Here is a 25266-nt window from a genome sequence, read left to right on the forward strand (position 1 = left end):
CGCATGCCTGTCGCGCGATGGCGCCGCACGCGCAAGCACGTTTCATCCCGGCGTCTTGCGTGGAAAACGATAGAACAATGCGCCGACCAGCAATGCCACGCCCGCTGCGGCCAGGTTCTGCCAACTGGCGCTGAGCAGTAGCGCCACCGCCAGCAGCAGCGCGGCCAACGGAATCAGCGGCCCACCGGGAAGGCGCAGCGCGCCGGGGCGGTCGCGGTAGCGTCGTGCCAGTACCAGGACCGCCGCCGCAGTGCCGATGTAGGCGAACAAGCGCGTGACCATCGACAGCAGCGCCAGCCGCACGAACGAGCCGGAGAGCGCCAACGCCAGCGACAGCGCGCCCTGCAACAGGATTGCCGCCGCCGGGGTGTGGAAACGCGGATGCACCCGCGCCAGGAGTGCAGGGCCGTAGCCGTCCTTGGCCAGCGCGAACAAAAAGCGTGGCCCCAGCATCACCGTGTTGCTGGTGGTGCCGAGGATGGAGATGGTGGCGCCGATGGTGAGAATGAGCGCCAGCGCCTCGCCGCCGAAGCCGCTGGCGGCATCGGCCAGCGGTGTCGCCGATTGCGCGACGTTGGGCAACGTCCCCTGCGCCACCACCTGTACCGCGGCGTAGATCAGGGTGACGGTGACGATCATCGTGATCAATGCGAATGGCACGTCGCGGCGCGGATTGCGGTATTCGCCCGCAGCAGCCGGGATATTTTCGAAACCGGCATAGGCGAACAGCAACAACAAGGCCGCTTCGCCCATCGTGCCGGCATCGTGTAGGTCCGGGGTCTTGCCGGAGAAAATCCACGATGGATCCACATAAAACAGTCCGATTGCCACGAACAGCGCCAGCGGCAGCAACTTGCCGATCACCAGTGCCACGCCTGTCCGTGCTGCCGACTTCACCCCGATCACATTGATCACAGTCAGCAGACCAAGCCCGCCGACCACGATGCTCAGGCGTGCGCCGCCATGCGCGGCGGCCGGCCAGAAGCGCACCACAGCGTCTGCCAGTCCGTTGCCCAGCGCCGCCGCTGAACTGATCCGGGTCAGCCAGATCATCCAGCCGATTTCGAAGCCGACGAAGCGGCCGAACGCTTCGCGCGTATACAGATAACTACCGCCGGGTTCGTCGAAGTAGCTGGCCGCTTGCGCGTAGCACAACACCAGCAAGCCCACTGCCAGCCCGGCTAGCAGTACCGCCCACAAACTCAGTGGTCCCAGCAGTGCGGCGGCGGCAGCGGGCAGCAGATAGATGCCACTGCCGATCACATCGTTGATCGACAGGCCGACGATCTGCCAGCGGCTGACCGCACGGACCAGGGCGGGCGCGGTTGGTCGGTTCATGGCGTGGATTGTGTCGCCTGGGCTGCCCGACGCAGACGTCGCCGAGTGGAGACTCGATGCGAGGACAACACGTCGCGCGATGCCGCCATCGGGCACCGAGCGGGTGGCCGCTCCTGCACGTCGGTCGGTATGGTCGCGGCGTTGCCGGTGCTGGTTTTGTTGGGTGCGCGGCACGGATGCAGGCACAGGTGCGGTCCGCTGTTGCGTGTTGCCTGTGGAATGTCTTCGCTCATGGAATCCTCTCGGCTGCGCGGGATTGGATCGTGGCGATTATGCGCTGCGCGGTAACGGCTCCAAGCCACCAATCGCACGGATGCCTAGCCCCGGCGCATCGCTGATGTGGATCTGCGCCTCGTCGAAGCGTACACCGCCCTCTACTGGATCGAATATGCCTAACGATGGGCTATCCAGGTCTACCTTGGTGACGATGTCTGCTTTCGCCACGGCCAGGTGCGCCGCCGCAGCCACCGCAATGCTCGACTCCAGCATGCAGCCGATCATGCACGGCACGCCATACGATGCGGCGATGTCGGCGATGCGTCGCGCGTTGGCGATGCCGCCGGCTTTCATCAGTTTGATGTTGAGGATGTCCGCCGCGCGCTGTCGCAGTAGTTCGATCGCCTGCGCGGGGGTGAACACGCTTTCATCGGCCATGACCGGCGTTTGCACCCGTTCGGTGACGTACCTGAGTCCATCGAGATCGTGTGCCTTGACCGGTTGCTCCAGCAGCTCCAGAACCACGCCGGCCTGCTCCAGCGTGCGCATGGTGTGCACCGCTTGTTTCGGTGTCCAGCCTTGGTTGGCATCCAGCCGCAGTTGCGCACGGCCACCGACCGCGTCGTGGATTGCCTTGATCCGCGCGATGTCCCCGGCGATGTCCTGGCCGACCTTGATCTTCAACGCGCCGAAACCGCGCGCGATGGCCGCCTGCGCATCGCGCACCATCGTGTCGATCGTGTTGGCGCTGATGGTCAGGTCGGTGGACAGGGCCGGAGTGCCGCCGCCGAGCAAGCGATACAGTGGCGCGCCGTAGCGTTGCGCCCATAGGTCGTGGATGGCGATGTCCAGCGCGGCCTTGGCGCTGTTGTTGTGCGCGAGCGCGCCCTGGATCCGCCCGATGATCCGATTGAGATCGGCGATGTCTTCGCCGATCAGGCGTGGCGTGATGCAATGCTCGATCGCCGCGATGATCGCGCCGTGGGTGTCGCCGGTCATCGGTGGCGTAGCGGCGGCACTGCCGTAGCCGATATGGCCACTATCGGTATGCACCATCACCACGACGTCCTCGATTGCTTGCACGCTGCGCAATGCGGTTTTGAACGGGGTGTGCAGTGGCACGCGCAGCATGCCCAGGCGAATGTCGGTGATCTTCATTGGCTTGGAATCGGCTGGATGCGCTGGATCCGGGTGATGCGGTCGATGAAGGGGGTGCCGTCGGCGAGCAATAGCGATTCTAGCGGCGTGACCGAGACACCGTTCAATGGCACCTGTTGTAGTTGTCCCGCCGCGTTGCGGGCGCTGGCCGTGGTCACGTCGTGGATCACCCAGGTGTCACCGTGCTCGTGGCCGATCACCAGCATCACGTGGCCGGGGATGTACACCAAGTCGCCGACCTGCAACTGCGCGAGCACTTTTTGCCGTTGCGGCAGTGGGGCACTGGCGTTGTAGGGTACGGCGGTGAGGCTGGGGCTGCGTGCCTGATCCTGGGTATTGCGCGGCAGGAAAATGCCGAGGCTGCGGTAGACATCGCCGATGAAGCCGCTGCAGTCACGCCCATTGTAGCTGTTGCCCCAGCCATAGCGCTCGCCGAGAAACTTGAATGCCTGCTGCACTAGAACCTGCGGGGTTGCAGGCAGTGGTGCATCGTGCACATCGGCACTGCGCGGTATCAGTGCCGGTGCCAACCGCAGGTGGCCGTCAGGCGTGCGCAGCGGCAATTGCACCACGTAGGCGGCCAGCGGCGATTGGCCGTTGACGGGTTGCGATGGTGGCCATTCCTGCAGCAGCGGCAGTGTGCTGCCCATGTCCAGCGGCACCTGCGATGCGGCCGGCAGCTCTGGAGTAAAGACGGTGAAAACGCGGGTGCCGGTGACCAGCAGCCGCGGTTGTTGGCGTTGCGCATAGTCCAGCACCGTGCTGCGCTCGGCTTCGGCGACGTGGTCTCGTGCGATCCACGCGGCCTCGTTTGACGCTAGCACGAACAGCCATTGGCCATCGCGGCTGACATGCAGGATCGCCACCGCACTGCCTGGCGACAGTGCCGATTCCTGGAAGCGGTCGATGGCGCGATCGTTACGTCCGCTGAATACAGCTTGCGCGGTTGGAAAACGGCGCAGATCCGCGCGTCGCACGACCAGGCCATAACGCGGGGCGACTTGTGCGGGCAGCGTCTGCAGCGCGAGCGCGGACTGCAATGCCTGGGCGTTGCGCATAGTCCAGCACCGTGCTGCGCTCGGCTTCGGCGACGTGGTCTCGTGCGATCCACGCGGCCTCGTTTGACGCTAGCACGAACAGCCATTGGCCATCGCGGCTGACATGCAGGATCGCCACCGCACTGCCTGGCGACAGTGCCGATTCCTGGAAGCGGTCGATGGCGCGATCGTTACGTCCGCTGAATACAGCTTGCGCGGTTGGAAAACGGCGCAGATCCGCGCGTCGCACGACCAGGCCATAACGCGGGGCGACTTGTGCGGGCAGCGTCTGCAGCGCGAGCGCGGACTGCAATGCCTGCACTCGCATGGCGTCGAGCGTACCGTCTTGAGCGTCGTAAAGCGTGCGCGTCGGTGTTGCCGACACTGCCAAAATCTGCGCGCGTACCTGCGCGGCGCTTATCTGCGTCGGCAACGTGGCGAGGTCGTGCATGGAGGAGTCGTGACGCAGCAGGTGCGCATTGAAGGCACGCACCTGGTCCACATCGAGTAGTGGTTGTGGCGATGCGGGCAGGCGCGCGATCCAGTGGTCGGCCTGCAATTGCGTTGTCTGCATTTGCCAGGGCAGCACATCCGCAGCGCGTGCCGCCACCGTGCGGTGGTTCAATGCGACGGCGAACAACAGACACAGGCCGCGCATCATGGTCATGGAATTCCGTTATAGATGGAGAGAATGTTGGAATGCGGCCAATGCCGAGAGTAATGATCTTCGATTCCCGGATTTTTTCTGTCAATGTGCCTGCATTGTGATCCCTGCCGTGGTGCATCCTGCGTCTACGAAAGTTGGCGCTTCAGCGAGGCGCCGTATCGGGATTGTTAGTCGGCTAGCGTGATGCTGGTCACTGCTGCGTTTTTTCATGATTTTTACCTTTCGATGCATAAGGTTGTGCATTGCTATTGTTATGACTTTCCCATGATTCGCAAATTGACCGTGACCGCGTTCTCCACCCTGCGTCGGCTGTCGTTGTTGGCTCAGGTCTTATTGTTGGGTGCCTGCGCACATGCGCCGCCGCACAATCCGCTGGCGAAGTGGGTTCCTTCGCCCAATTACAACATGCGTGGCGCGATTTTGATCGTGATCCATTTTACTGGCGAGGATTCAGTGCAGCAAAGCTTGGATGTGCTGCGTTCGCGAAACAGTTCGGGCGAGTTGGTCAGCGCGCATTACCTGATCGGCCGCGACGGCAAACGCTATCAGTTGGTCAGCGACCAACTGCGCGCCTGGCACGCTGGCGTCGGGCGCTGGGGTACCATCACCGACGTCAATTCGGCCTCGATCGGTATCGAGTTGGACAACGACGGCAAGGCCCCGTTTGCGCAAGCGCAAATCGATAGCCTGCTGGTGTTACTCCAGGATTTATGCACACGCCTGCACATCCCGCGTACCCAGATAGTCGGGCATGAGGATTTCGCTCCGTCGCGCAAGGTCGATCCGGGTCCGTTGTTCCCGTGGAAGCAGTTGGCCGATGCCGGGTATGGTCGCTGGCCTGCCGCTGATGCGCCGCCGGCGCCGTCCGGCTTCGATCCGTGGCAGGCGCTGGCATTGATTGGTTATCCAATCGGCGACCGCGCTGCCGTCATGCGCGCGTTCCATCACCATTACCGGGGCAATGAGGCTGCCGCGTTCGATGCGGAAGATCTGCGCATTCTCTATATGCGCTGAGCCAGCCATTGCTGGCTCAGCGGTCGTCGTCGCCGCTGCCGATGGAGCATGACGAATTCTAGCGTGTCGTACTCCTTGCGCGTCTCATGCCGAGCGCGTCTCATGCCGATTGTGTATGTGGGCAGGGGCGTTTGTTTCAACGCATTCCAGATGCTGTCGCACTTGCTTCGATGTGTATGACACGCTCTAGACTGGCGTTCTTACTCACAGAGGATACGATCCGATGAACCTGCCGCTGCACTTCGGTTTGCCGGGCTCGCTGGAAGCCGGACTGATCGCGTTGGCGGTTGGATTCTTGCTATATGCGCTGTGGGATTGGCTGGGCCGGCGTCTGCGCTGGTCCGAGGGCCAGCGGCTGGGTGGCGCATGCCTGCTGGCGGTAGCGGCATCGGCAGGAGTCGATTGCTGGAACTTGTTCTATACCAGCATCGTGCGCCTGGAATCGCCACTTTATGCGCGCATTGCGCTGGGTAGCATCCACGATCCAGACGAATTGGGGTCGCGTGTGGTGTTGGAGGTTGGGGGAGCGCTTGCGGGTGTGGCGTTAGCCTGGGTCGTATTCAGCTCACGTTCAAAAGAGAATGCGGCCGATCATGATCACGAAATACGCTGAAGCATACGGTTTATTTCTACAATTTTAATACTTTCAATTTATTTATTACATTAATTTCATCTGATTTTAATCAATGTCATGACGCGTTCTTTGTGTGCGGTGGTTAATACTCCGTTTAGTGGCTTGTTTTGCAGGGGGATGGATTCAGTTTGGCGGCGGCACGGTAGCGGCGTGTTCCGGAATTCACCGGACATGATCGCTTCCCGAAAAAGCATAAGTAAGGAGGATTCATCTGTGAACATTCGCACTCGCAATCCGTTGATCGGTTCCGCTGTCCTTCTCGCCGCTACGCTGGCCTTGCCGGCTTTCGCCCAGGATGCCCATGGCGATGCGGCGGAGCAGGCTCGCTCCTCCACTAGTGCCACTGGACAGGTGACAAAATCTGGTGCGTCCGGTCAAGGCCAAACTTGGTCCGATGTCGATACCGATAAAGATGGTGCCATCAGCAAGCAGGAGGCGCAGGTCAACGCTGGTCTGAGCCAGATTTTCTCCCAGGCCGATACCGACCATAACGGCAAGCTCACCCCGGAGGAATACAAAGCCTATGTCGCCAAGCATCAGGCTGGCATGGCTGGCGGCAGCGGTAGTGATGGAAAATAAGGGTAGTTAATAAAACCACTGCGTCGCAGCCGGATGGGCGCGGGCAGTGCTCGGAATCCTCATGTGCCGTCTGTGCATTGTGTTTCCTGCGCGCTGTTCGCACCCGCCCGACAGCACTCGCGACGTTTTCTTGGCCGCTCCACTGCGCTTGGTATGCAGCATAAGTCGGCGCGGCAACTGCCACGAGCGCCCCAAGCCTGCCCTTGGGGTACAACGCACCCGTGGAGAGCTTCTTCGCTCTGCTCAAACGCGAGCGGATCAGGCGGCGGATCTATCCCGCCAAAGGTGTCGCGCGCGCCGACGCGTTCGACTATATCGAGATGTTGTACAACCCAGAACGTCGCCATGGTTCAACTGGCGACCTATCGCCTGTAGCGTTCGAGCGGCGCCATGCGCAACGAGGGGCATCAGTGTCTACGCAACCCTGGGCCGATCAGTTCAAAGCGGATACGCGGTTTGCGCATACCTGCAAACCAGGCAGGCGTTCGCTCCATGTCCCAGCGATGACGGCCCAACCGGTTGTTGCGCTCAATACGCTTGCGTGCAATCGGCACAAGTTTGTGGGAGATGCTCATCGCCGTGGAGTGGCCGCAGGCGCTGGGCGATATCGACCGGCACGCGGCGAACCTGCAGCGCGGCGCGCCGCCTGCGCATGCGTGTGCTGTCGCGCTGACAGCGGCTACGTTATGCCGCACAATTGGCGCATGCCGTTTCGTTTGCATGCTACTGGTTCGCTGCTGCTCATACTGCTGTGTGTTGTCGGCATTGCCGCAGCGCAGCCCGCATCTGTGTCGGTGTCTGCATCCGACGCTGCAGTGCCGGCCGAGATGCCCGCCAGCGGCGATGCCTGGGTCGATCGCCAGTTGCTGGATATCGATCGTTATGCCGCGCGCTATCCGGATAGTTTTCTCGACGAGGTTGCGCGCTATGCGCAGATGCCGCGCGGCTACGCCGAGGCGTTGTTGCGCCAATGCCATTGGCCCGCCCGCGATATCTACGTTGCCGCGTTCCTGGCCAAAGCGACCGGACGCCCCTACCGGGAGGTGGTGCGCGCCCGCAGTGTCGCCGGCATGCAGGTCGGTTGGGTGCGGGTGACCAGGGCATTGCAGGCGCCGCCGGGGTCGCTGGCCTACCGCGCGCTACGCCATGCCATCGTCGCCAGTGACGATCATTGGGACCGGCCGATCGTGCTGGACGCACTTTTGCGCCGCCAACTCGGCGACCGCGCCCAGCGCGAGCGCACCGTGGTACAACCGGAATGACGGCGCAGGCGCAGCATCCGATTCCCGGATTTGATCGCACGCAGCGCACGACTGGTCGTGGCGTCGTGACGGCGCGAGAATGTCCCTCCAGCCGGTCCCGCCGCCGGTGTTGCCGTCGCTCCGGAGCGCCCGATGACCACTGCCTTCGTTTCGCCCGACGTCATCCGCAGCTTGTTCGCGCGGGCCATGTCCGACATGTATCGCGCCGAGGTGCCGTTGTACGGCACGTTGATGGAGCTGGTGGCGCAGGTCAATGCGCAGACGCTGGCCGCCGATCCTGCACTTGAGGCGCAACTGCGGCGCAACGATGAACGCGCGCGGCTGGATCAGGAGCGGCATGGCGCGATTCGTGTCGGCACGGCGGAGGAGTTGGCCATGCTGCGGCGTCTGTTCGCGGTGATGGGGATGGCACCGGTCGATTACTACGATCTCTCGGTGGCGGGTGTGCCGGTGCATTCCACCGCGTTCCGTCCTTTGGATGCGGCAGCGTTGGCGCGCAATCCATTCCGCGTGTTCACCTCGTTGTTGCGACTGGAGTTGATCGAAGACCCTGCATTGCGTGCGCAGGCGGCGCAGATTCTCGCGCGGCGACGCATCTTCAGTGATGGCGCGCTGCAACTGATTGCGCGCTGCGAGCGCGATGGTGGCTTGGGCGAGGTGGACGCGCAACGCTTCGTCGTCGAGGCGCTGGAGACCTTCCGCTGGCACAGTGACGCGACCGTGTCCTTGCCGACCTACCGCGCGCTGAGCGATGCGCACAAACTGATTGCCGACGTGGTCAGCTTCCATGGTCCGCACATCAACCATTTGACTCCGCGCACGTTGGATATCGACGCGGCGCAGGCGCAGATGCTGCGGCGTGGCATCGAGGCCAAGGCGGTGATCGAGGGGCCGCCGCGTCGGCGTTGCCCGATCCTGCTACGTCAGACCAGCTTCAAGGCACTGGAGGAAACCGTGCGTTTTCCCTGCGTTGCGGGTAGTGCCGAGGCCGGCACCCACACCGCGCGTTTCGGCGAGATCGAACAACGCGGCCTGGCGCTGACGCCGAAAGGCCGCGCGCTGTACGACGCGCTGCTGGAGCGTGCGCGCGGCGCCGACGGCAGCGCCGGTGGCGACTACATGGCGCGTCTGCAGGCCGTCTTCGCCGATTTCCCCGACGATGAAGCCACGCTGCGCCGCGAGGGTTTGGGCTATTTCCGCTATGCACTCACCGACGCCGGTCGTGCTGCCGGGGCGCAGGCGCTGGCCGGCAGGCCGGCCGAGGCGTTGATCGCCGAGGGCCTGGTCAGCGCCGACCCGATCGTCTACGAGGACTTCCTGCCGGTCAGCGCCGCAGGCATCTTCCAGTCCAACCTCGGTGGCGGCGAACAGCGCGGCTATACGGCGCACGCTAACCGCGCCGCATTCGAGCAGGCGCTGGGAGCGAAGGTGCATGACGCGTTCGCCATTTACGCCGGGATCGAGTGCGATTCGCTACAGGCATTGAATCGCTGAGAGAAACGTCGGCGATTGCCTCGTGCGCAAGGCGCGTCATGTCGGCGCGCGGTCTCGTGCGCCGAGCGTAAGCCCCCTGGTTTTCCTGCAGCGGCGTGCTCTGGCTATGCGTGCACCGCGCGGCGACGGCCTATCGCGTGTAGCGCGCCTTGAGCATGGCGTAGGCCGAGCGCAACGCTAGCGCCTCGCCACCGGCCGGACGGCCTGGGCGCTCGCCGTCGTTCCAGGCGTACACGTCCAGATGCGCCCAGGGCTGCCGCGCCGGTACGAAGCGTTCCAGATACAGCGCCGCGGTCACTGCGCCGGCCATGCGCGAGCCAGCGTTGGCCAGGTCGGCCACCGAGCTGCTCAGGTAGCGCAGGTAGGGACGCCACAGCGGCATGCGCCAGACCGGATCGCGATGGCGCTCGCCGGCCTCGATCCAGGCTTGCGCCAGCGCGTCGTCGTTGCAGAACAGCGCCGGCAGGTCCGGTCCCAGGGCGATGCGCGCCGCGCCGGTCAACGTGGCGAAATCCACAATCGCGTCCGGGTTCTGCTCGCTGGCGTAGGCGAGCGCATCGCACAGCACCAGTCGGCCCTCGGCATCGGTGTTGTCGATCTCCACGGTCGTGCCCTGGCGGGTGGCGATGACGTCGCCAGGGCGGAATGCGTTCGGGCCGACCGCGTTTTCCACCGCTGGCAGCAGCACCGTCAGTCGCACTGGCAGACGTTGTGCCATCACCAACCCGGCCAGCGCCAGCGCATGCGCCGCGCCGCCCATGTCCTTCTTCATGTGGCGCATGCCGTCGGCTGGTTTCAGATCCAGGCCGCCGGTATCGAAACATACGCCTTTGCCGATCAGCGCGACGTGCGGGTGCGTGTCCTCGCCCCAGCGCAGCACCAACAGCCGTGGCGCGCGGTGGGAGGCGCGACCGACCGCGTGGATCGTCGGGAAATTCTGCTCCAGCAGTGCGTCGCCGACGATGCTCTCGAACTGCGCGCCGTGGGCTTGCGCGATCGCGTGGGCGATTGCTTCCAACTGTTCCGGTCCCATGTGTTCGGTCGGCGTGTTGATCCAGTCGCGCACGCGCACGCAGGCTTGGAGTAAATCCAGTACCTCCGCTTGCGGTGTGGCGATCAGCGACGCCGGCAAGCGTGCAGGTTGCTTGTAGCGGTCATAGCGGTAGCTGCCCAGGCCCCAGCCCAGGTGCAGCGCGGCCAATGCCTCGGCGTCCAGCGCACTGGCAAGGTGCCAGGTGCTGCCGGTCGGCAATGCGAACGGCGCGTGCGCATAGGCATAGGCATCGCCGCGATCGCCGATGCCCAGGACCGCCGCCGCGACGCCATCGGCGCCTGGCAGCAACAGCACCGTGCCGGGCGCGGCCATGAACTGCTGCGTGTCCATCCATGCCACCCACGCCGGCGATTGCGCTGAGCGCCATTCGGCCAGATGTTCGCGTTCCAGCACATACAACGGCAGTGGTGTGTGCGAGGCGTCGGTGAAGCCTGTCGGCAAAGACATGGGGAGATCCTGCTTGCGCGTGGGAGGGAAAGGGGGAATTGCTGCAGATGTGTGGCGTTGCTTATGCGTGCGCTGTGTGCAGCGGTTGCGTGGTCTCCAGCCAATCTGCCAGGCCGGTGAGCGTGTTGAATTGCAGATCCGGTGGTGTCGGCGCAGACCAGACCTGTGCCTGGCGATTGATCCAGCAGCCACGCAGGCCGGCTTGCATCGCACCGACCACGTCGATTTCGATGTGGTCGCCGACATGCAGCACCTGCGCGCAGGGCAATGCCAGACGCGCGCAGGCGGCGTGGAAGATACTCGGGTCCGGCTTGGCCGCGCCATGTTCGCCAGCGCTGAGTTGGAAGGCGAAATGCCGCTCCAGTCCGATTGTGGCCAAGTCGGCGTTACCGTTGCTCAGTGCCACCACCGGCACGCATGCGGCGATGCGTTGCAGTGCGGGCAGGCTGTCCGGGTAGCATTCCACCTGGTTGCGTGCGGCATGGAAGACGGCGTAGGCCGGCTCCGCCAGCGCTTCATCGGCACCGCTTTCACGCAGTGCCTGACGCAGGGTGAGGCGTCGTAGTGCGCTCAGGTCGTGGCGCAGATGCGGATGTGCGGCGACCACCGTGTCGCGCAACTGGCGCATGGCCGGGATCGGGAAGCGTGCAGCGGTGCGCGGACTATGTTGCAGCAACCAGTCGTGCAGCACCTGTTCGATGCGCGCTCCGATCGGTGCGAAGGGCCACAGAGTGTCGTCCAGATCCAGCGTGATCGCGCGAACGGGGAAAGTCGGGGAATGAGTCACGCGTGGATTTTACGTCATGCGCGGTAGCGCCCCAGTGTTGCCGGTAGACAGCGGGGCGATCCATCTTTCCCGAGCCGCCAACCCAGGCGTTACTCCAGCAGGCGCGCCCAGCGCTGCATGCCATCCACCCGTGCCAGCACGATCTTGATGCACACCAGCAACGGCACTGCCAACAGCAGGCCGATCATTCCCCACAGCCAGCCGAACAGCATCAGCGCCAGGATCAGCATCAGCGGTGAGATCGCCATGCGTCGGCCGAGGACGATCGGTGTCACCACCTGACCTTCCAGCAGATGCAGCGCCAGGTAAAACAGTGCGGGCAGCATTGCGCTGAGCAGGTCGCGAAACGCGACGAGGCCCATCAGCAGCATCAGCACCACGCCGATCAGCGGTCCCACGTAGGGCGCGAAGTTCAGCAGTGCCATCACCGTGCCCCACAGCAACGCTTCCTGCGGTGTGATGTTCAGCAGGATCAGAATGCCCGCGAACACCAGCCCGACCAGGGTGTTGATGACGCTGATGGTCAGCACATAGCGCGATACCTCGTGTTCGATCGAACGCAGGATGTCGGTGGTGAACTTCTGCTGCTGGCGGCTGGGCAGTAGGGCGATTGCGTGCCGTTGCAGGTTCTCGCCGAACACCATGAAGAAGAACGTCAGCAACACCACTGCCAGGGCCGAGGCGGCCAGTCGTGGGGTCCGCACCAGTGCCCGGTAGGGGTCGTCCATCTGCGTGCGGATCACCTGCACGCGGGGGCCGCCTTCGCCACCGGCGGCGCGTGCGAAACTTTCCGCTGCTTGGTTGGCCAACTGCATCGGTTTGGTCAGGTCGTGCACCTGCGTGGCGATGTGGCGCATCTGTGCAGGTGCTTGTTGCACCCAGGCGGCGGCTGGTCCGGCCAGTTGCAGGGTCAGCGCCGCCGCCAGCGCCATGCCCGAGAGCAGGACGACCAGCGCGGCCAGAAAGCGTGGCAGGTAGAGCCGTCGCAGCAGGCGCAGGATCGGGTTGCCGATCAGGGCGAAGAAGGCCGCCAGCAGGACGGGCAGGATCACCTGTTGTGCCGCCCATAGCGTGTATGCGACGGCCAGCGTCGCCAGCACCACCAGCGACACCGGGCCACGTGGCCGCGCGTTGTGTGGCGGCGGTAGGGCGTCGCGCGTCGCGTCGCGGTCGTCGGTCGCGGAATCGGGAACGTTACTCATCGCATCTGCGCTACGGTGGCCTGGCCTGCGTTGTAAGACCCGCGGCATCCGGCCTCGAAAAGGAAGCGCAGTGTAGGCCGATCCTGCCTGGCGCGGTATGACGAGCGCTTGGTTGTCGCGCGGTCGTGGGGTGTTTCAGGGCTCGGACAGCGCCGCTGTCGTGTCGGTCGGGTTGGGCGCGTCCGGTCCGTGCGCGGCAGGCGCATCGCTGTGTCGGGTCGTGCCGCTGGCGTCCGCGGGCTCAGTGTCCGCCGCCGCCTGCGTCGTGTCTGCGGTGCGCTCGGCAGCGTCTGAGCTTGTCTTGGCGGTGACCACGTTGAACAGTTTGTAGAGCGTGCTGAGCATTTGTAGCCAGCGCGTGCCGCCGATTTTGCCCCCGAGTTTGCCGAGCGCCGCGACCGGCTCGGCGCGGCCCACCAGAAAGCCGGTTCCCAGCCCGACCACGACGATGCGCAGTGGCGTCCAGCCTTCGTGCCAGCCCTGCCGTAACGTGGTCCAGTGCGTGCGCACCTGTTCCCGGCGTCCTTCCAGCACTGCTTCGGCGCGGGCGACGCGGTGTTGCAATTGATCCAGCTTCATGCGGATGCCTTGCTGGTTGGGATGGACGTGTCGTTGTGGTCCTCATCGCCGTTGCCGATCCCCAGTTTGGCAAGCTGGCGTCGGGTGGCGTCGAGTTTGCTCATCTCCATGTAGCGCAACGCCTGCCAGGCACCGAGGGCGGTCACGACGAGGCTGACCCCCGCGGTGGTCGTGATCGATGCCAGCCACGACCAGCCCATGCGATGCAGCAATGCGATCAACGCGCTCATCAACAGCATCCAGGCCGAGGCGCCGAACGCCACCGAAACGGTCAGCCACACCAACGCTCGCACCAGCGCGACGCGGGCCAAGGCCAGATCGGCGGCCACCAGCCGGTGCAGGGCACGGCCGGTATGCAGTGTGGCGTGCAAGCCTTCGCGACTGGCTGTGCTGAACATGCCCAACGCTTCCCCCAGCGAAGGCGTTGCCGCCGCTGGTTCCGCCGCAGCGCCGTCGGACGTGCCGGCACGGGCTTGCTCCTCGCCCACGCGGCTTACTTGTCGCCGCCGCTGCGCGCCAGTTTGGCGATGATCCAGCCGGCGGCGAAGGCCACCCCGAACGAGGCCAGCGGGCGCTCACGGATCAGCTCGGCGGCGCTGTCGATCAGGTCGCGGCCCTTGTCCATGAGTGCATCCACCTGTTCTTTCGCCGCCGCCCCGCCGAATTCGGCCGCTGCCAGTCCCGACAGTGCGCTGTCGGACAGTTCGGCCTTGACGTTGGCTTTGCCCAGTTTTAACTCTTCGCTGGCGGCACCGGCGGCGCCCTTGATCGCTTCGCCTGCGTAGCTGGCGGCCGACTTCAGATGCGCACCGGCTTCGCTCAGGTTGTCCTTGAGGTTATCGGTGCTCGTGGGGCTGGAATTCATCTACATGTCTCCTTCGGGGGGCGGAGCACGCCGACCGCCACTGGCGGGCGCTGCTGAAAATATAGGCGACATATAACATCGCCAAGGTATAAAAAATGTCAGCGAACCGGCACCGGCTATGCACGCGGAGAGTCGCCGCGCCGCGCGCCTGTCCCGAATGCGACCGGCTCATTGCATCATCAAATCCGCCTGCACGCCGCCGCGCACCACACGCAGCACCAGTTGCGCTGGCTTGCGCGCGAAGTTGGCGCGGTAACTGGCCAGGTCGGCAAACTCGCCAGCCGAGGCTGCGACGACGATATCGCCGCTGGCCAGGCCGTTTTGCGCCGCGCGACTGCCGCGCGCCACGTTGCCGATCAGCACACCGGAGACGCCGGACTGGCGCAGCGATTCGGGCAGATCGGTGAAGGTGGCGCCGCTCAGGCGCGGGTCCAGCGATTCGCCTTTCACCGTGCGCGGTTGTTCCTTCAGGCCGATTTTGAGCTGCAATGGTTTGCCCTCGCGGCGCACTTCCAGCGTCACCGTGCTGCCCACCGGCTGCAGACCTTCGTAGTTATGTAGCGCCTCGGCGCTGTCCAGACGTTCGCCGTTGGCACCGGTCACCACGTCGCCCGGTTGCAGTCCAGCCGCAGCGGCGGCCGAGCCCGTCAGCACTCGTGTCACCAGTGCGCCGCGCGGGGAGGGCAGGCCCAGCCCTTGCGCCATCTGCGCGGTCAGGTTCTGGGTCTCGATGCCGAACGTGCCACGGATCATCACGCCGTTGTTCTTGAGCAACTGCGCGACCACCGCGCGCGCCAGGTTCGATGGAATCGCCAAACCCAGCCCGATGTTGCCGGCCATGCTGCCCTGCGGGTTGAAGCTGGCGGTGTTGATCCCGATCAGTTCGCCGCGCAGGTCCACCAGTGCACCGCCGGAGTTGCCTGGGTTGATCGAGGCATCGGTCTGGATGAAGTTCTGATAACCCAGGCCGCGGATGCCGTTGCGTCCCATCGCCGAGACGATGCCCGAGGTCACGGTCTGGGTGAAACCGAATGGGTTGCCGATCGCCGCGACGAAATCACCCACGCGCAGTTTGTCGCTGTCGCCCAGGCGGATGTCGGTGAGATTGTCGGCTTTGATCCGGATCAAGGCGATGTCGGTGTCCGCGTCCGATCCCATGAATTCGGCTTTGAAGCTGCGTCCATCGGCCAGGGTCACTTGCACATCGTCGGCGTTTTCCACCACGTGATGGTTGGTCAGCACGTAACCGTTCTTGGCATCGATGATGACGCCCGAGCCCAGCGACTCGTTGATGCGTTCCTGCGGAATGTCCGGGAACAGGCGGCGGAAGAATGGGTCGTTGAAGAACGGGTTGCGCACCCGCACCACCTGCTTGGTATTGATGCTGACCACGCCGGGCATGACGGTTTGCAGCATCGGCGCCAGCGATGGCAGCGGGGTGCCGGCGACGGATGTCGGCAATGCGACCGTGTTCGCCACCGTTCGCGTCGCCGGTGTCGGCGCGGCATCGGCGCGATTGTCCAATTGCGCGTTGATCGCGGTGGCAGCGAAACCGCCGAAGGCAGCGGCGGCGGTCAGGGTCAGCAGCGTGGGCAGCGGGCGCATGAGTCGGATTCCGGGGAACGCGGGAGACGGATTGGGAAAATGGGCGCCTGATGGCATAAATCAAGATGAACGCACGGCGTTTAACTGTCAGTGAAAAGCCGCCACCTCGTCGGCGTGGACCGTGATCGTCATCATGCCGTCGATTGTGTGGAGGGCCGGTCTGCCCCGCGCTGGCTTGCCGCGATCTTGGTCGCTGTATCTGGAGGCAATGCGCGGCGATGGCACGGCGACCAGGGTGCTCCTCGTTGAGTGCTCGGATTCAGTCGTGCAGGCGACGTCTGCGTGCCTGCGTACGACGCAGGGCAAGGTGGTCGCCTGCCGCGATGGCGCGCGTTTGTCGACCATCCGCGACATGTCGCCCGCGTTGGCTCCCCGCTTTGCTGCAATCGGTATAGCATCGCCCGTGTGGTATCAAACACCGACAACCTGAGGAGGGTTTTATGAGCAATGGCAATGGAGTAACGGCGACGCTGACGCAAGTCGCCGAGAACATGAAAGAAACCGCCACCAACGTGGGTGAGACCATCGCGGCGACTCCCAGCGAGGCCGTCGCCAGCGTCAAGCACACCGCTGAGAACGTGCAAAAGCGTGTGCAGGACCAAGTCGCCAAGACCCGTAAGGCGGTGAAGCAGGCCGAGAAGGCCGTCGCCAAGCGTGCCGAGAAGGCCGGCAAGGCGGTCAAGAAGACCGTTGCCAATGCGCGCAAGAAGCTGGAAGCGGCCAAGGCCAGCGCCCAATCCGAAGCCGCCGCGCTGAAGAAGGCGGTCAAGAAGACCACCAAGAAGGCGGCGGTCAAAAAGGCTCCCGCAAAGAAGGCGGCGGCAAAGAAGGCCGTTGCCAAAAAGGCTCCGGCGAAGAAGGTGACCGCTAAAAAGGCCGCGCCGAAGAAGGCGGTCAAGAAGGTTGCCGCGAAGAAGGTCGCGGTCAAGAAAGCAGTGAAGAAAGTGGCCGCGAAGAAAGTCGTCGCCAAAAAGGCGGTCAAGAAGGTGGCGAAGGCGGTCAAGAAGACTGTCGCCAAGGTCGCCAAGAAGAGCGCCACGGCGAAGAAGACCGCTGTACGCAAGAGCGCGGGCAAGAAGGTCGCCGCCAGCCGGGCAAAGAAGTAAGCCGTCGTGTTGCATCCTCTCTCCCGTGCACGGGAGAGAGGGAGGTTATGGCGTGACCGGGTGACTCGGTGCGGTGAGCGCCGACGACACGATACCGTGCAGATGCGCGGCCAACGCCTTGCGGTCGCTGCCTGGCGCCAGCGCGATCGGCGTGTGGAAGGTCACTCGTACCACTGCACCGGACAGGCGCAGGAACTGCGCTACGTGTGCGCCGGCCTGCATCGTGCCGTAGAACGCATACGCATCGCGATTGCCGCCCTGTGTCAGTGGTTGGCCGTCCACGCTGCGCAGTTCCAGCGTGAACGGTTGCAAGGTCCAGCGCGGTGTGTTCGCGTCCGCGTCCAGGAATAGCGAGAACAGACTGGATTTGAACGGCGCCACGCACTCGCCGGAGGAGGTGGTGCCCTCGGCGAATAGCACCAGGTCATGGTCCGGACGCAGTTGCGCGGCGACGGAGGCGGTGACGGCGGCCGCATCCTGCCGACGACGGCTGATGAACACGGTCTGCGCCATTGCGCAAATGTGGCGCATGCCGGGCCAGCGTTCCATGTCGTTCTTGGCGATGAAGCGTGCGTGCAGCAGGCTGCCCAGCACGACGATGTCGAAGTGGGAGAGGTGGTTGCCGACAAACAAAGTGCCGCCATCGGCGCGTGCTTGGCCGACGACCTCGATGCGAAGACGCAGCGCTTGGCGCAGGCAGGTGAACCAAAGCCGTGGCAGCACGAACGCACCACGTCCACGGATGAAATGCATCAGTAACCATTGCGGCGGCATCAGCAGCAGGCTGGCCAGCACGCAGGCGGCGAGTTTGAAAGCGATGCGCACGCGCCCGAGGAGGGGGGCGGCGGTAGAGCGAAGCGGAGCGTCGGTGGGCATGGGCAAGCGGAACTCAAGGAGGCGGTCGGTCGCGCACGACCGCTGCGATGGTAGCCGACACCGACGTGCTTGCTTCGATGGCGGTGTGCCAGCTCAGGTGCGCGCGGCGTCCGCGCGTTGCTGGGTTGCTGACGTGCGCGCATGCCCGACAGCGAGTCGGGACGTTGTCTTGGCCGTGCTCAGCGCAGCATTTCGGTAAAGGCGCGGTCGGCCTCGATCACCTCGGGCAGGGCGGCGAACAGTGCGTCCAGGTCCACCTCTTCCAACAGTGGCCCAGTGACCGCTTGGCGTGCTTCGTCGGTCGCGCCGCCGTAGCGCCTCAGGGCATCGGCGACCAGCGCGGCTTGTGCGACCACGCGCGGCATCGGTTCGCCTTCTGGTGCCTGCAACGGGTGTGCCTGGTAGGCGATGGCGGTCTGGATCACCTGCGGCAACTGCCAGCGCCGCGCTAGTTCCGCGCCCACTTCGGGATAGCCGAAGCCCAGTTGGACGGTTTCGTCGGCTGCACGGCCGCTGGATGAGCTGCCCGGGTGCAGTTGTGCGGCATAGCTCGGCGCGCCGGTCTGGATCAGCAGTTCGCCGATGTTGTGCATCATCCCGCAGGTGAAGGCGGTTTCCGGGTCCAGGCCCTTCTGCCGTGCCAGCAACCGACAGACCCCGGCGACCTCGAAGCTATGCAGCCAGAACCCGCGCAGGTCGAAATGCGCGGGGGCCTGGAATGCGCCGGTCATCGAGGAGGCCAGCACCAGCGTGCGCAGGGTGTTGAAACCCAGGCGCAGCGCGGCGTCTTCCACCGTGGTCGAATCGCGTGCGCCGCGAAAACGGGCCGAATTGGCCAGACGCAGTACCTTGGCTGCGATCACCGGATCCCGCTCGATGTTGCGCGCAACCGCATCCAGGCTGGTGCCGGGGGAATCGAATTGCAGGATCAGGTCCTGCGCCACCTGGGGAATGGTCGGCAGGGTGTGCAACTGGTCGAACAGCGCCTCTAGTTTCATGTAAGCCTCAAGACGGAACGGGAAGCAGGCACTGCGCGCTGGGCGGCCGCGCCCGCCTGGTGGCGGAACTGGCGCATCCTAGACCGAATCGCTGTGGGCGGGGCGTGCATCGCCGCTGGAACCGCTCTGGCCGGTGCTGTGCATGCCTGGCCGCGCTCAGCCGGCTGGGCGCAGGCGCAGGGTGAGACCCTTCAGGAAGTTGCGCAGTAGCTGATCCCCGCACAGGCGGAAATTCTTGTGCTCCGGCTGCCGGAACAGCGCCGATAGCTCCGGCTTGGATACCGGCATGCCAGCGGCGTCGAAGATCTGGTGCATGTCCAGGTCCTTGAGTTGAAACGTCACCCGCAGCTTCTTCAGCACCACGTTGTTGGTGATGCGCGATTCCACCGGGCGCGGTGGCAGGCGCTCGTCGCGGCCACGGTAATGGAATACCAGTCCGTCAAGGAAATGCGCCAGGACCGCATCTTGGCATTCGACGAAGCCTGCTTCGTCTTCTTTCTTCAGCCAAGCGGGAATCTGTGCTTTTTCGATGGGAAACGCCGGGTTGGCGAGTTGCACGATGTCCACGATCTTCTGGTCGCTCAGATCGAGCATGTAACGGATGGAGCGCAGGATGTCGTTGTTGAGCATGGCCGATTGGGGGAGTGCCGTTGTCTTGGGTGGGGTGCGTAGTCTAGAGCGTGCGATGCAGCTTGAAGTGAGTGTGACGCTACCTGGGATGCGTCGAGGTGTGCACCGCTGTAGTGACGCGCTCCAGGTTGCCTCCCATTCAAGTGGCGTGCGCGATGCCATAGAGGTCGCGTTGCGGTGTGGCGTGATATGTTCGCAGGCACGGGTTTGCGATTGCGATCTTTTCGTCTTTGGTCCTGCTTCAGGTGGCGCGCTTGATCCGGGACGCGACCTCTTCGGAGTCGGCAATGCGTGAGACTTACGATGTCGTGGTGATCGGTGGTGGCATCAATGGCGTTGGCATCGCTCGCGATGCGGTGGGTCGGGGGCTGTCGGTGTGCCTGTGCGAGCGCGACGATCTGGCCGCACATACCTCCAGCGCCAGCACCAAGCTGATCCACGGTGGACTGCGCTATCTGGAGCAGTACGAATTCGCCCTGGTCGGCAAAGCGCTTGCAGAACGCGAGGTGTTACTCCGGCTGGCGCCGCACATTATCTGGCCGCTGCGCTTTCTGCTGCCGCATCAGCCGCATTTGCGTCCGGCGTGGATGCTGCGTGCGGGCCTGTTCCTGTACGACCATCTTGGTCGAGGTCGCCGTACCTTGCCCGGTTCGCGGCGTGTGGCGCTACGCACGCATCCGATGGGCGCGCCGTTGCGAGAGGAGTTCCGCACGGGGTTCGTCTATTCCGATGCCTGGGTGCAGGATGCGCGGCTGGTGGTGCTCAATGCGATGGATGCGGCGCAACGCGGCGCACGTATCCTCACCCGTACCCGCTGCGTCAGTGCGCGGCGCGTGGACGGTGCATGGCACGTCGGGCTGCAGTTCGCGGACGGTCGCGGTGAGCAGGTGCAGGCGCGTGCCCTGGTCAATGCCGCCGGGCCGTGGGCGGTGCAGTTTCTGGATGAGGTGGTGCAGATCGGGCACGACCATGCCTTGCGCTTGGTGAAGGGCAGCCATCTCGTGGTCCCGCGGTTGTTCGACCACGACCATGCTTACATCTTCCAGCAGCCCGACCGACGCATCGTGTTCGCCATTCCCTATGAGCAGGACTACACCTTGATCGGCACCACCGATGTGGATTACCGCGCCGATCCGGCTGCGCCGCGCATCGATGCCGAGGAGACGCATTACCTTTGCGCGGCGGCCAACCGATATTTTCGCAAGCAGATTGCCCCGGATGATGTGGTGTGGAGCTACAGCGGCGTGCGCCCGCTGCTCGACGATGCCCAGGACAACGCCGCAGAGGTCACCCGCGATTACCTGCTGGAACTGGATACGCGTGATGGTGCCGCCTTGCTTAACGTGTTCGGTGGCAAGCTCACCACCTACCGCAAGCTGGCCGAAGAAGCGGTGGACCGGCTGACCGCACACGCCGGACACAAGGCGCCAGCGTGGACCGCGCACGGCGCACCGTTACCGGGCGGCGAGCGCGCCGATATCGATGCGTTGGCGCGGGAGTTGCGCACGGCCCGGCCATGGCTGGCCGAGGCCACTGCGCAGCGGCTGGCGCGCAATTACGGCACCCGTGCCAGCGTGTTGCTCGGCGCGACGACTTCGCAGCAGCAGTTGGGCGAGCATTTCGGTGCCGATCTGTACCAGGCGGAAGTGGATTATGTGCGCGAATACGAATGGGTGGTCGAAGCCGACGACCTGCTATGGCGACGCAGCAAGCTTGGCCTGCGCATCGATGCGAGTGGCCGCCAGCGTCTGAGTGCTTATTTGCAACAGGGCCAGACCAGGCTGGCGTCAGCGCACTCATGACGCCGGTGTCGTCGCCATTGCGGGAGGGTGTGCGGTGGGAGGCGCACAGCAATGGCGAGTAAGTGCGGTTCCCACCGCAGCGCAGACATCTGAACGTCACCGTGGAGGGTGGAAAATATGAGTACATCGACAGGCAGTACATTGGCCATTCGGGAGTCGCGCGCATGAGCCGGCAATGGGTGGGCGAACTGATCTCCGAAGCGATCGCGATGCTGATCATCATCGCGTTCGGCTGCTCGGTGGCGTGTATGTACGTGCTGTACGACCCCAGTCCATATCAGCACGCCTATTGGGGTGTCTGCATCGCCTGGGGCTTGGCGGTGACCATCGCGATCTACGTTACCGGCTCGGTATCCGGTACCCACGCCAACCCGGCGGTGACGCTGGCATTGGCGCTGTTTCGTGGTTTTCCATGGCGCAAGGTCGTGCCTTACTGTGCGGCGCAGGTACTCGGTGCGTTCCTTGGCGCCGGCATCGTGTATTTGTTGTTCGCGCCAGTGATCGACCACTACAACCAGGTGCAGCATCTGACCCGTGCCGATGGTGGCGCGGCCGGCGTGTTCTTCACCGCGCCGGGCTTGGCGATCACGCCGCTGCATGCGCTGTGCGATCAGATCATCCTGACCGCGTTGCTGATATTCGGCATCTTTGCCATCACCGAGCGCTACAACGACGCTGCGCCAAGCGCCAATTCCGGCGCATTGATCATCGGCCTGCTGGTGGCGACCATCGGTGCCTCGATGGGCTATCTGGAGGCGTGGGCAATCAACCCGGCGCGTGACCTCGGACCACGCCTGTTCGCCTATTTCGCCGGCTGGGATGCCTCGGCGTTTCCTGCCGCCGGCCATTACTGGTGGATCCCGATTGTCGGCCCGTTGATCGGTGGTGTGATCGGCGGTGCCGCGTACCAGGTGTTGATCTACCCGTTCCTGCCGGCGCGGCTGAGAGCGCAGGAAGAGGATGTCGCCGCGCGCCGTCACTAGGGCCGATGCTATTTTTCGCCACGCGCCACATGCGCGATCCGTTCCCCGTCGGCGCCGCCATGCCGCGCGCCGCATGTCTTGCAGGAGTCACCGATGGAGAAGCAATTCATCCTGGCCATCGATCAAGGTACCACCAGTTCGCGCGTGATCCTGTTCGACCGCCATGGCCGCAGCGTCGCCATGGCCCAGCGTGAGTTCACGCAGATTTTTCCGCAGCCGGGCTGGGTCGAACACAACCCGCGCGAGATCATGACCAGCGTCTACACCACGATCACCGAGTTGTTGAACAACCATCAGGTGGACGCCAGTGCGATCGCCGGTATCGGCATCACCAACCAGCGTGAGACCGCGGTGGTGTGGGACCGTGCCACTGGCCAGCCGATCTACAACGCCATCGTCTGGCAGTCGCGGCAGACCAAGGACATCTGCGATCAACTCAAGGCCGATGGTCATGAGGACATGGTGCGGGCCAAGACCGGGTTGCTGATCGATGCGTATTTTTCCGGCACCAAGATCAAGTGGATCCTCGACCATGTCGAAGGCGCACGCGCACGCGCGCAGCGCGGCGAACTGGCGTTCGGCACCATCGACAGTTGGTTGATCTGGAACCTCACCGGGGGCAAGGCGCACGTGACCGATTACACCAATGCCTCGCGCACCCTGCTGTACGACATTCATGCGCTGCGCTGGGATGAAGACCTGCTGCGTATGCTCGACATCCCGGCATCGATGTTGCCGCAGGTGTGCTCGTCCAGCGAAATCTACGGCAGTACGCAGGGCCAGTATTTTTACGGCCACGCCGTGCCGATTGCGGGGATCGCCGGCGATCAACAGGCGGCATTGTTCGGCCAGGCCTGTTTCGAGCCGGGCATGGCGAAAAACACCTACGGCACCGGCTGTTTCATGCTGATGCACACGGGTGAAAAGGCCGTGGCGTCGAACAATGGCCTGCTCACCACCATCGCCTGGGGCGTGGACGGCAAGGTGGAGTACGCGTTGGAGGGGGCGATTTTCGTCGCCGGTTCGGTGGTGCAATGGTTACGCGATGGGCTGCGCATGTTCGGCAAAGCCAGCGATTCGCAGGCCTATGCCGAGCGCGTTGGTGACAACGATGGCGTGTACTTCGTACCGGCCTTCGTTGGCCTAGGGGCGCCATACTGGCGCAGCGACATCCGTGGCGCGGTGTTCGGCCTGACCCGTGGTACCACAAAAGAACACTTCATTCGTGCCGCGATCGAATCGATGGCCTACCAGACCCGCGACGTGTTGACGGCGATGCAGAGCGATGCCGGTATCAAGTTGAAGGAGCTGCGCGCCGATGGCGGTGCGATCGCCAACGATTTCATGGCCCAATTCCAGAGCGACATCCTCGATGTGCCGGTGTTGCGCCCGGAGGTGGCCGAGACCACCGCGCTGGGCGCTGCTTACCTGGCGGGCTTGGCGACGGGATTCTGGAAGGATCGCAGCGAGATCGCACAGCATTGGGCGGTGGACCGCCGCTTCGAACCGACGATGCCGGCCGAGCGTCGCGAGGCGTTGTACGCGGGCTGGCAACAGGCGGTGGAGGCGACGATGGGTTTCCGCATTCGCTGATGACTGTCTGCTGTGCGGCGCGCGTGTTGATCGTCTTTCCGATCCGATTGTGTCCCGCACCAGCAGGAGTACTGCACCATGGCCATGTCATCGTTCATCCCAGGGAGCTGCGCATGAGCGGCCGGCTACATGGTAAGCGCTGCCTGATGAGCGCCGCCGGTGCCGACTACGTTGCCAAGGGCGTACGTTGCAATGCGATTTGTCCAGGTACTATCAAGACCCCATCGCTGGGCGAGCGCGTCAAGGCATTGGGCGGCGATGAACAGGCGGTGTGGAAGCGCTTTACCGACCGTCAGCCGATGGGCCTTCTGGGTGACCCGGGCGAGATTGCGCAGTTGGTGGTCTACCTGGCTTCTGACGAATCGTCGTTCACCACTGGCCAGACCCACATCATCGATGGTGGTTGGTCCAACTGATGTTCTTTCTACATAGGACACCTGCATGAAACTTGTACGCATTGGTTCCCCAGGCCAGGAAATCCCTGGCTTGATCGATGGCGAAGGCCATATCCGCGATTTGCGCGGTGTGATTGACGATGTCGCTGGCGAGCACCTCACCCGTGCCGGCCTGGACAAGCTGCGCGCGCTGGATGTCGCGACGTTGCCGATCATCGACGGCGCACCGCGTTACGGCGCGGCGGTCGGCCGCATCGGCAAGTTCATCTGCGTCGGCCTGAACTATGCCGACCATGCCGCCGAATCCGGCATGGAAGTGCCCAAGATGCCGATCCTGTTCATGAAGGCCACCACGGCGGTGTGCGGCCCCAACGACACGGTGATCATCCCGCGCGGCTCGGTGAAGAGCGATTGGGAAGTGGAATTGGGTGTGGTGATCGGCGATGTGGCACGGGATGTCAGCGTGGAGCAGGCGCTGGATCACGTCGCTGGCTATGCGGTGATCAACGACCTGTCCGAGCGCGAGTTCCAGCTCGAACACGGCGGCCAGTGGGTCAAGGGCAAGAGTGCCGACACCTTCGGCCCGATCGGCCCATGGCTGGTCACCCGCGATGAGATCCCCAACCCGCAGAACCTGTCGATGTGGTTGGAGGTCAACGGCCACCGTTACCAAAACGGCAGCACCCGCACGATGGTGTTCGGTGTGGCCGAGCTGGTCAGTCACATCAGCCGCTACATGACGTTGATGCCTGGCGATGTGATCAGCACCGGCACGCCGCCGGGTGTGGGGTCGGGTCAGAAGCCGCCGGTCTACCTGAAGCCGGGCGACGTCATGGAACTGGGGATCGAAGGTCTGGGCCAGCAGCGCCAGCGCGTGGTCGCCCATCCGCGCGACGCCCGCTGACGCGGCTTGATGCGACATCGCCTGAATCCAGGAGCCGACCA

Annotated in this window: 22 protein-coding genes, 1 other RNA gene and 4 pseudogenes; 13 read left to right on the forward strand and 14 right to left on the reverse strand. The window is 64.2% G+C overall.

Going from position 1 to position 25266, the window contains the following annotated elements; genetic code table 11:
* Positions 1-42 precede the first annotated feature (42 nt).
* The 4 genes and pseudogenes from XANALMUS060_RS12095 to XANALMUS060_RS23055 all read right to left on the reverse strand — a co-directional run.
* Complete coding sequence (locus XANALMUS060_RS12095) at positions 43-1338, reverse strand: APC family permease (RefSeq protein ID WP_045738639.1); 1296 nt, start codon at positions 1336-1338, stop codon at positions 43-45.
* 270 nt (positions 1339-1608) lie between these two features.
* On the reverse strand, positions 1609-2712 hold the full coding sequence (locus XANALMUS060_RS12100) for a dipeptide epimerase (RefSeq protein WP_045738640.1): 1104 nt from the start codon (positions 2710-2712) through the stop codon (positions 1609-1611).
* Positions 2709-3755 (reverse strand): annotated as a pseudogene (locus XANALMUS060_RS12105) (SH3 domain-containing protein); the annotation flags it as partial. The gene XANALMUS060_RS12100 and the pseudogene XANALMUS060_RS12105, both read right to left, overlap by 4 nt.
* A gap of 73 nt (positions 3756-3828) precedes the next feature.
* Positions 3829-4416, reverse strand: a pseudogene (locus tag XANALMUS060_RS23055) (SH3 domain-containing protein); the annotation flags it as partial.
* A gap of 330 nt (positions 4417-4746) precedes the next feature.
* Here XANALMUS060_RS23055 and XANALMUS060_RS12115 point away from each other — a divergent pair.
* From XANALMUS060_RS12115 to XANALMUS060_RS12135, 7 genes and pseudogenes are all read left to right on the forward strand, one after another.
* Positions 4747-5421: pseudogene (locus XANALMUS060_RS12115) on the forward strand (N-acetylmuramoyl-L-alanine amidase); the annotation flags it as partial.
* 232 nt (positions 5422-5653) lie between these two features.
* Positions 5654-6043 carry a hypothetical protein gene (locus XANALMUS060_RS12120; protein WP_045738641.1) on the forward strand — a complete coding sequence of 130 codons (390 nt, stop codon included), beginning with the start codon at positions 5654-5656 and terminating at the stop codon, positions 6041-6043.
* Positions 6044-6277: 234 nt separating this feature from the next.
* Positions 6278-6643, forward strand: a complete 366-nt coding sequence (locus XANALMUS060_RS12125) for an EF-hand domain-containing protein (protein WP_045738642.1) — start codon at positions 6278-6280, stop codon at positions 6641-6643.
* 61 nt (positions 6644-6704) lie between these two features.
* Positions 6705-6779: non-coding RNA, sX9 sRNA (locus tag XANALMUS060_RS18660), on the forward strand.
* Positions 6780-6791: 12 nt separating this feature from the next.
* Positions 6792-7050: pseudogene (locus tag XANALMUS060_RS19885) on the forward strand (IS3 family transposase); the annotation flags it as partial.
* 387 nt (positions 7051-7437) lie between these two features.
* On the forward strand, positions 7438-7905 hold the full coding sequence (locus tag XANALMUS060_RS19890) for a hypothetical protein (RefSeq protein ID WP_343122977.1): 468 nt from the start codon (positions 7438-7440) through the stop codon (positions 7903-7905).
* Between the two features lie 132 nt (positions 7906-8037).
* Complete coding sequence (locus XANALMUS060_RS12135; RefSeq protein WP_045738643.1) at positions 8038-9399, forward strand: VOC family protein; 1362 nt, start codon at positions 8038-8040, stop codon at positions 9397-9399.
* Between the two features lie 130 nt (positions 9400-9529).
* On the opposite strand, the gene XANALMUS060_RS12140 is transcribed toward XANALMUS060_RS12135, so the two are convergent.
* The 7 genes from XANALMUS060_RS12140 to XANALMUS060_RS12170 form a co-directional block, all read right to left on the reverse strand.
* On the reverse strand, positions 9530-10900 hold the full coding sequence (locus XANALMUS060_RS12140) for a M17 family metallopeptidase (protein ID WP_045738644.1): 1371 nt from the start codon (positions 10898-10900) through the stop codon (positions 9530-9532).
* A 61-nt stretch (positions 10901-10961) separates the two neighbouring features.
* Positions 10962-11687: an HAD-IA family hydrolase gene (locus XANALMUS060_RS12145; protein WP_045738645.1), complete on the reverse strand. Its 726-nt coding sequence runs from the start codon at positions 11685-11687 to the stop codon at positions 10962-10964.
* Positions 11688-11776: 89 nt separating this feature from the next.
* Positions 11777-12889, reverse strand: a complete 1113-nt coding sequence (locus XANALMUS060_RS12150; protein WP_045738646.1) for an AI-2E family transporter — start codon at positions 12887-12889, stop codon at positions 11777-11779.
* Positions 12890-13024: 135 nt separating this feature from the next.
* Positions 13025-13468 (reverse strand): hypothetical protein, encoded by a 444-nt coding sequence (locus XANALMUS060_RS12155; RefSeq protein ID WP_045738647.1) that lies wholly within the window; start codon positions 13466-13468, stop codon positions 13025-13027.
* Positions 13465-13956 (reverse strand): hypothetical protein, encoded by a 492-nt coding sequence (locus tag XANALMUS060_RS12160; RefSeq protein ID WP_045738648.1) that lies wholly within the window; start codon positions 13954-13956, stop codon positions 13465-13467. The genes XANALMUS060_RS12155 and XANALMUS060_RS12160 overlap by 4 nt, the downstream gene beginning before the upstream one ends.
* Before the next feature lie 5 nt (positions 13957-13961).
* Positions 13962-14333: a hypothetical protein gene (locus XANALMUS060_RS12165; protein WP_045726830.1), complete on the reverse strand. Its 372-nt coding sequence runs from the start codon at positions 14331-14333 to the stop codon at positions 13962-13964.
* Between the two features lie 168 nt (positions 14334-14501).
* Positions 14502-15938 carry a Do family serine endopeptidase gene (locus tag XANALMUS060_RS12170; RefSeq protein WP_045738649.1) on the reverse strand — a complete coding sequence of 479 codons (1437 nt, stop codon included), beginning with the start codon at positions 15936-15938 and terminating at the stop codon, positions 14502-14504.
* A gap of 440 nt (positions 15939-16378) precedes the next feature.
* Between XANALMUS060_RS12170 and XANALMUS060_RS12180 the strand changes: the two genes are divergently transcribed.
* A complete protein-coding gene (locus XANALMUS060_RS12180) occupies positions 16379-17044 on the forward strand; it encodes a hypothetical protein (protein ID WP_045738651.1) in 666 nt (221 codons plus the stop codon).
* A gap of 45 nt (positions 17045-17089) precedes the next feature.
* On the opposite strand, the gene XANALMUS060_RS12185 is transcribed toward XANALMUS060_RS12180, so the two are convergent.
* The 3 genes from XANALMUS060_RS12185 to XANALMUS060_RS12195 all read right to left on the reverse strand — a co-directional run bounded on the left by XANALMUS060_RS12185 (position 17090) and on the right by XANALMUS060_RS12195 (position 19548).
* Positions 17090-17920 (reverse strand): lysophospholipid acyltransferase family protein, encoded by an 831-nt coding sequence (locus XANALMUS060_RS12185; protein ID WP_045738652.1) that lies wholly within the window; start codon positions 17918-17920, stop codon positions 17090-17092.
* Positions 17921-18099: 179 nt separating this feature from the next.
* Positions 18100-18918 carry an HDOD domain-containing protein gene (locus tag XANALMUS060_RS12190; RefSeq protein ID WP_045738653.1) on the reverse strand — a complete coding sequence of 273 codons (819 nt, stop codon included), beginning with the start codon at positions 18916-18918 and terminating at the stop codon, positions 18100-18102.
* A 156-nt stretch (positions 18919-19074) separates the two neighbouring features.
* Positions 19075-19548, reverse strand: coding sequence for a DUF1456 family protein (locus tag XANALMUS060_RS12195; RefSeq protein WP_045738654.1), 474 nt, complete (start codon positions 19546-19548; stop codon positions 19075-19077).
* A gap of 287 nt (positions 19549-19835) precedes the next feature.
* Here XANALMUS060_RS12195 and glpD point away from each other — a divergent pair, with 287 nt between their 5' ends.
* The 5 genes from glpD (at position 19836) to XANALMUS060_RS12220 (ending at position 25225) form a co-directional block, all read left to right on the forward strand.
* Positions 19836-21350, forward strand: coding sequence for a glycerol-3-phosphate dehydrogenase (gene glpD / locus XANALMUS060_RS12200; protein WP_045738689.1), 1515 nt, complete (start codon positions 19836-19838; stop codon positions 21348-21350).
* Between the two features lie 164 nt (positions 21351-21514).
* Complete coding sequence (locus XANALMUS060_RS12205; RefSeq protein WP_045738655.1) at positions 21515-22333, forward strand: MIP/aquaporin family protein; 819 nt, start codon at positions 21515-21517, stop codon at positions 22331-22333.
* Positions 22334-22426: 93 nt separating this feature from the next.
* A complete protein-coding gene (gene glpK / locus XANALMUS060_RS12210) occupies positions 22427-23926 on the forward strand; it encodes a glycerol kinase GlpK (protein ID WP_045738656.1) in 1500 nt (499 codons plus the stop codon).
* 113 nt (positions 23927-24039) lie between these two features.
* Positions 24040-24342, forward strand: coding sequence for an SDR family oxidoreductase (locus tag XANALMUS060_RS12215; protein WP_255352372.1), 303 nt, complete (start codon positions 24040-24042; stop codon positions 24340-24342).
* A 25-nt stretch (positions 24343-24367) separates the two neighbouring features.
* Positions 24368-25225 carry a fumarylacetoacetate hydrolase family protein gene (locus tag XANALMUS060_RS12220; RefSeq protein WP_045738657.1) on the forward strand — a complete coding sequence of 286 codons (858 nt, stop codon included), beginning with the start codon at positions 24368-24370 and terminating at the stop codon, positions 25223-25225.
* Positions 25226-25266 lie beyond the last annotated feature (41 nt).

This window comes from Xanthomonas sp. MUS 060, assembly GCF_000963215.1.
In the GTDB taxonomy this organism is placed as follows: domain Bacteria; phylum Pseudomonadota; class Gammaproteobacteria; order Xanthomonadales; family Xanthomonadaceae; genus Xanthomonas_A.

What these genes read in the sequence shown, in the direction of transcription:
- XANALMUS060_RS12140 (WP_045738644.1), bottom strand. Translation starts at nt 10,900, where the DNA reads ATGTCTTTGCCGACAGGCTTCACCGACGCCTCGCACACACCACTGCCG.
- XANALMUS060_RS12155 (WP_045738647.1), bottom strand. Translation starts at nt 13,468, where the DNA reads ATGAAGCTGGATCAATTGCAACACCGCGTCGCCCGCGCCGAAGCAGTG.
- XANALMUS060_RS12135 (WP_045738643.1), top strand. Translation starts at nt 8,038, where the DNA reads ATGACCACTGCCTTCGTTTCGCCCGACGTCATCCGCAGCTTGTTCGCG.
- XANALMUS060_RS12150 (WP_045738646.1), bottom strand. Translation starts at nt 12,889, where the DNA reads ATGAGTAACGTTCCCGATTCCGCGACCGACGACCGCGACGCGACGCGC.
- XANALMUS060_RS12170 (WP_045738649.1), bottom strand. Translation starts at nt 15,938, where the DNA reads ATGCGCCCGCTGCCCACGCTGCTGACCCTGACCGCCGCCGCTGCCTTC.
- glpK (WP_045738656.1), top strand. Translation starts at nt 22,427, where the DNA reads ATGGAGAAGCAATTCATCCTGGCCATCGATCAAGGTACCACCAGTTCG.
- XANALMUS060_RS12220 (WP_045738657.1), top strand. Translation starts at nt 24,368, where the DNA reads ATGAAACTTGTACGCATTGGTTCCCCAGGCCAGGAAATCCCTGGCTTG.
- XANALMUS060_RS12180 (WP_045738651.1), top strand. Translation starts at nt 16,379, where the DNA reads ATGAGCAATGGCAATGGAGTAACGGCGACGCTGACGCAAGTCGCCGAG.
- XANALMUS060_RS12190 (WP_045738653.1), bottom strand. Translation starts at nt 18,918, where the DNA reads ATGAAACTAGAGGCGCTGTTCGACCAGTTGCACACCCTGCCGACCATT.
- XANALMUS060_RS12165 (WP_045726830.1), bottom strand. Translation starts at nt 14,333, where the DNA reads ATGAATTCCAGCCCCACGAGCACCGATAACCTCAAGGACAACCTGAGC.
- XANALMUS060_RS12095 (WP_045738639.1), bottom strand. Translation starts at nt 1,338, where the DNA reads ATGAACCGACCAACCGCGCCCGCCCTGGTCCGTGCGGTCAGCCGCTGG.
- XANALMUS060_RS12205 (WP_045738655.1), top strand. Translation starts at nt 21,515, where the DNA reads ATGAGCCGGCAATGGGTGGGCGAACTGATCTCCGAAGCGATCGCGATG.
- glpD (WP_045738689.1), top strand. Translation starts at nt 19,836, where the DNA reads ATGCGTGAGACTTACGATGTCGTGGTGATCGGTGGTGGCATCAATGGC.
- XANALMUS060_RS12185 (WP_045738652.1), bottom strand. Translation starts at nt 17,920, where the DNA reads ATGCCCACCGACGCTCCGCTTCGCTCTACCGCCGCCCCCCTCCTCGGG.
- XANALMUS060_RS12120 (WP_045738641.1), top strand. Translation starts at nt 5,654, where the DNA reads ATGAACCTGCCGCTGCACTTCGGTTTGCCGGGCTCGCTGGAAGCCGGA.
- XANALMUS060_RS12195 (WP_045738654.1), bottom strand. Translation starts at nt 19,548, where the DNA reads ATGCTCAACAACGACATCCTGCGCTCCATCCGTTACATGCTCGATCTG.
- XANALMUS060_RS12215 (WP_255352372.1), top strand. Translation starts at nt 24,040, where the DNA reads ATGAGCGGCCGGCTACATGGTAAGCGCTGCCTGATGAGCGCCGCCGGT.
- XANALMUS060_RS12100 (WP_045738640.1), bottom strand. Translation starts at nt 2,712, where the DNA reads ATGAAGATCACCGACATTCGCCTGGGCATGCTGCGCGTGCCACTGCAC.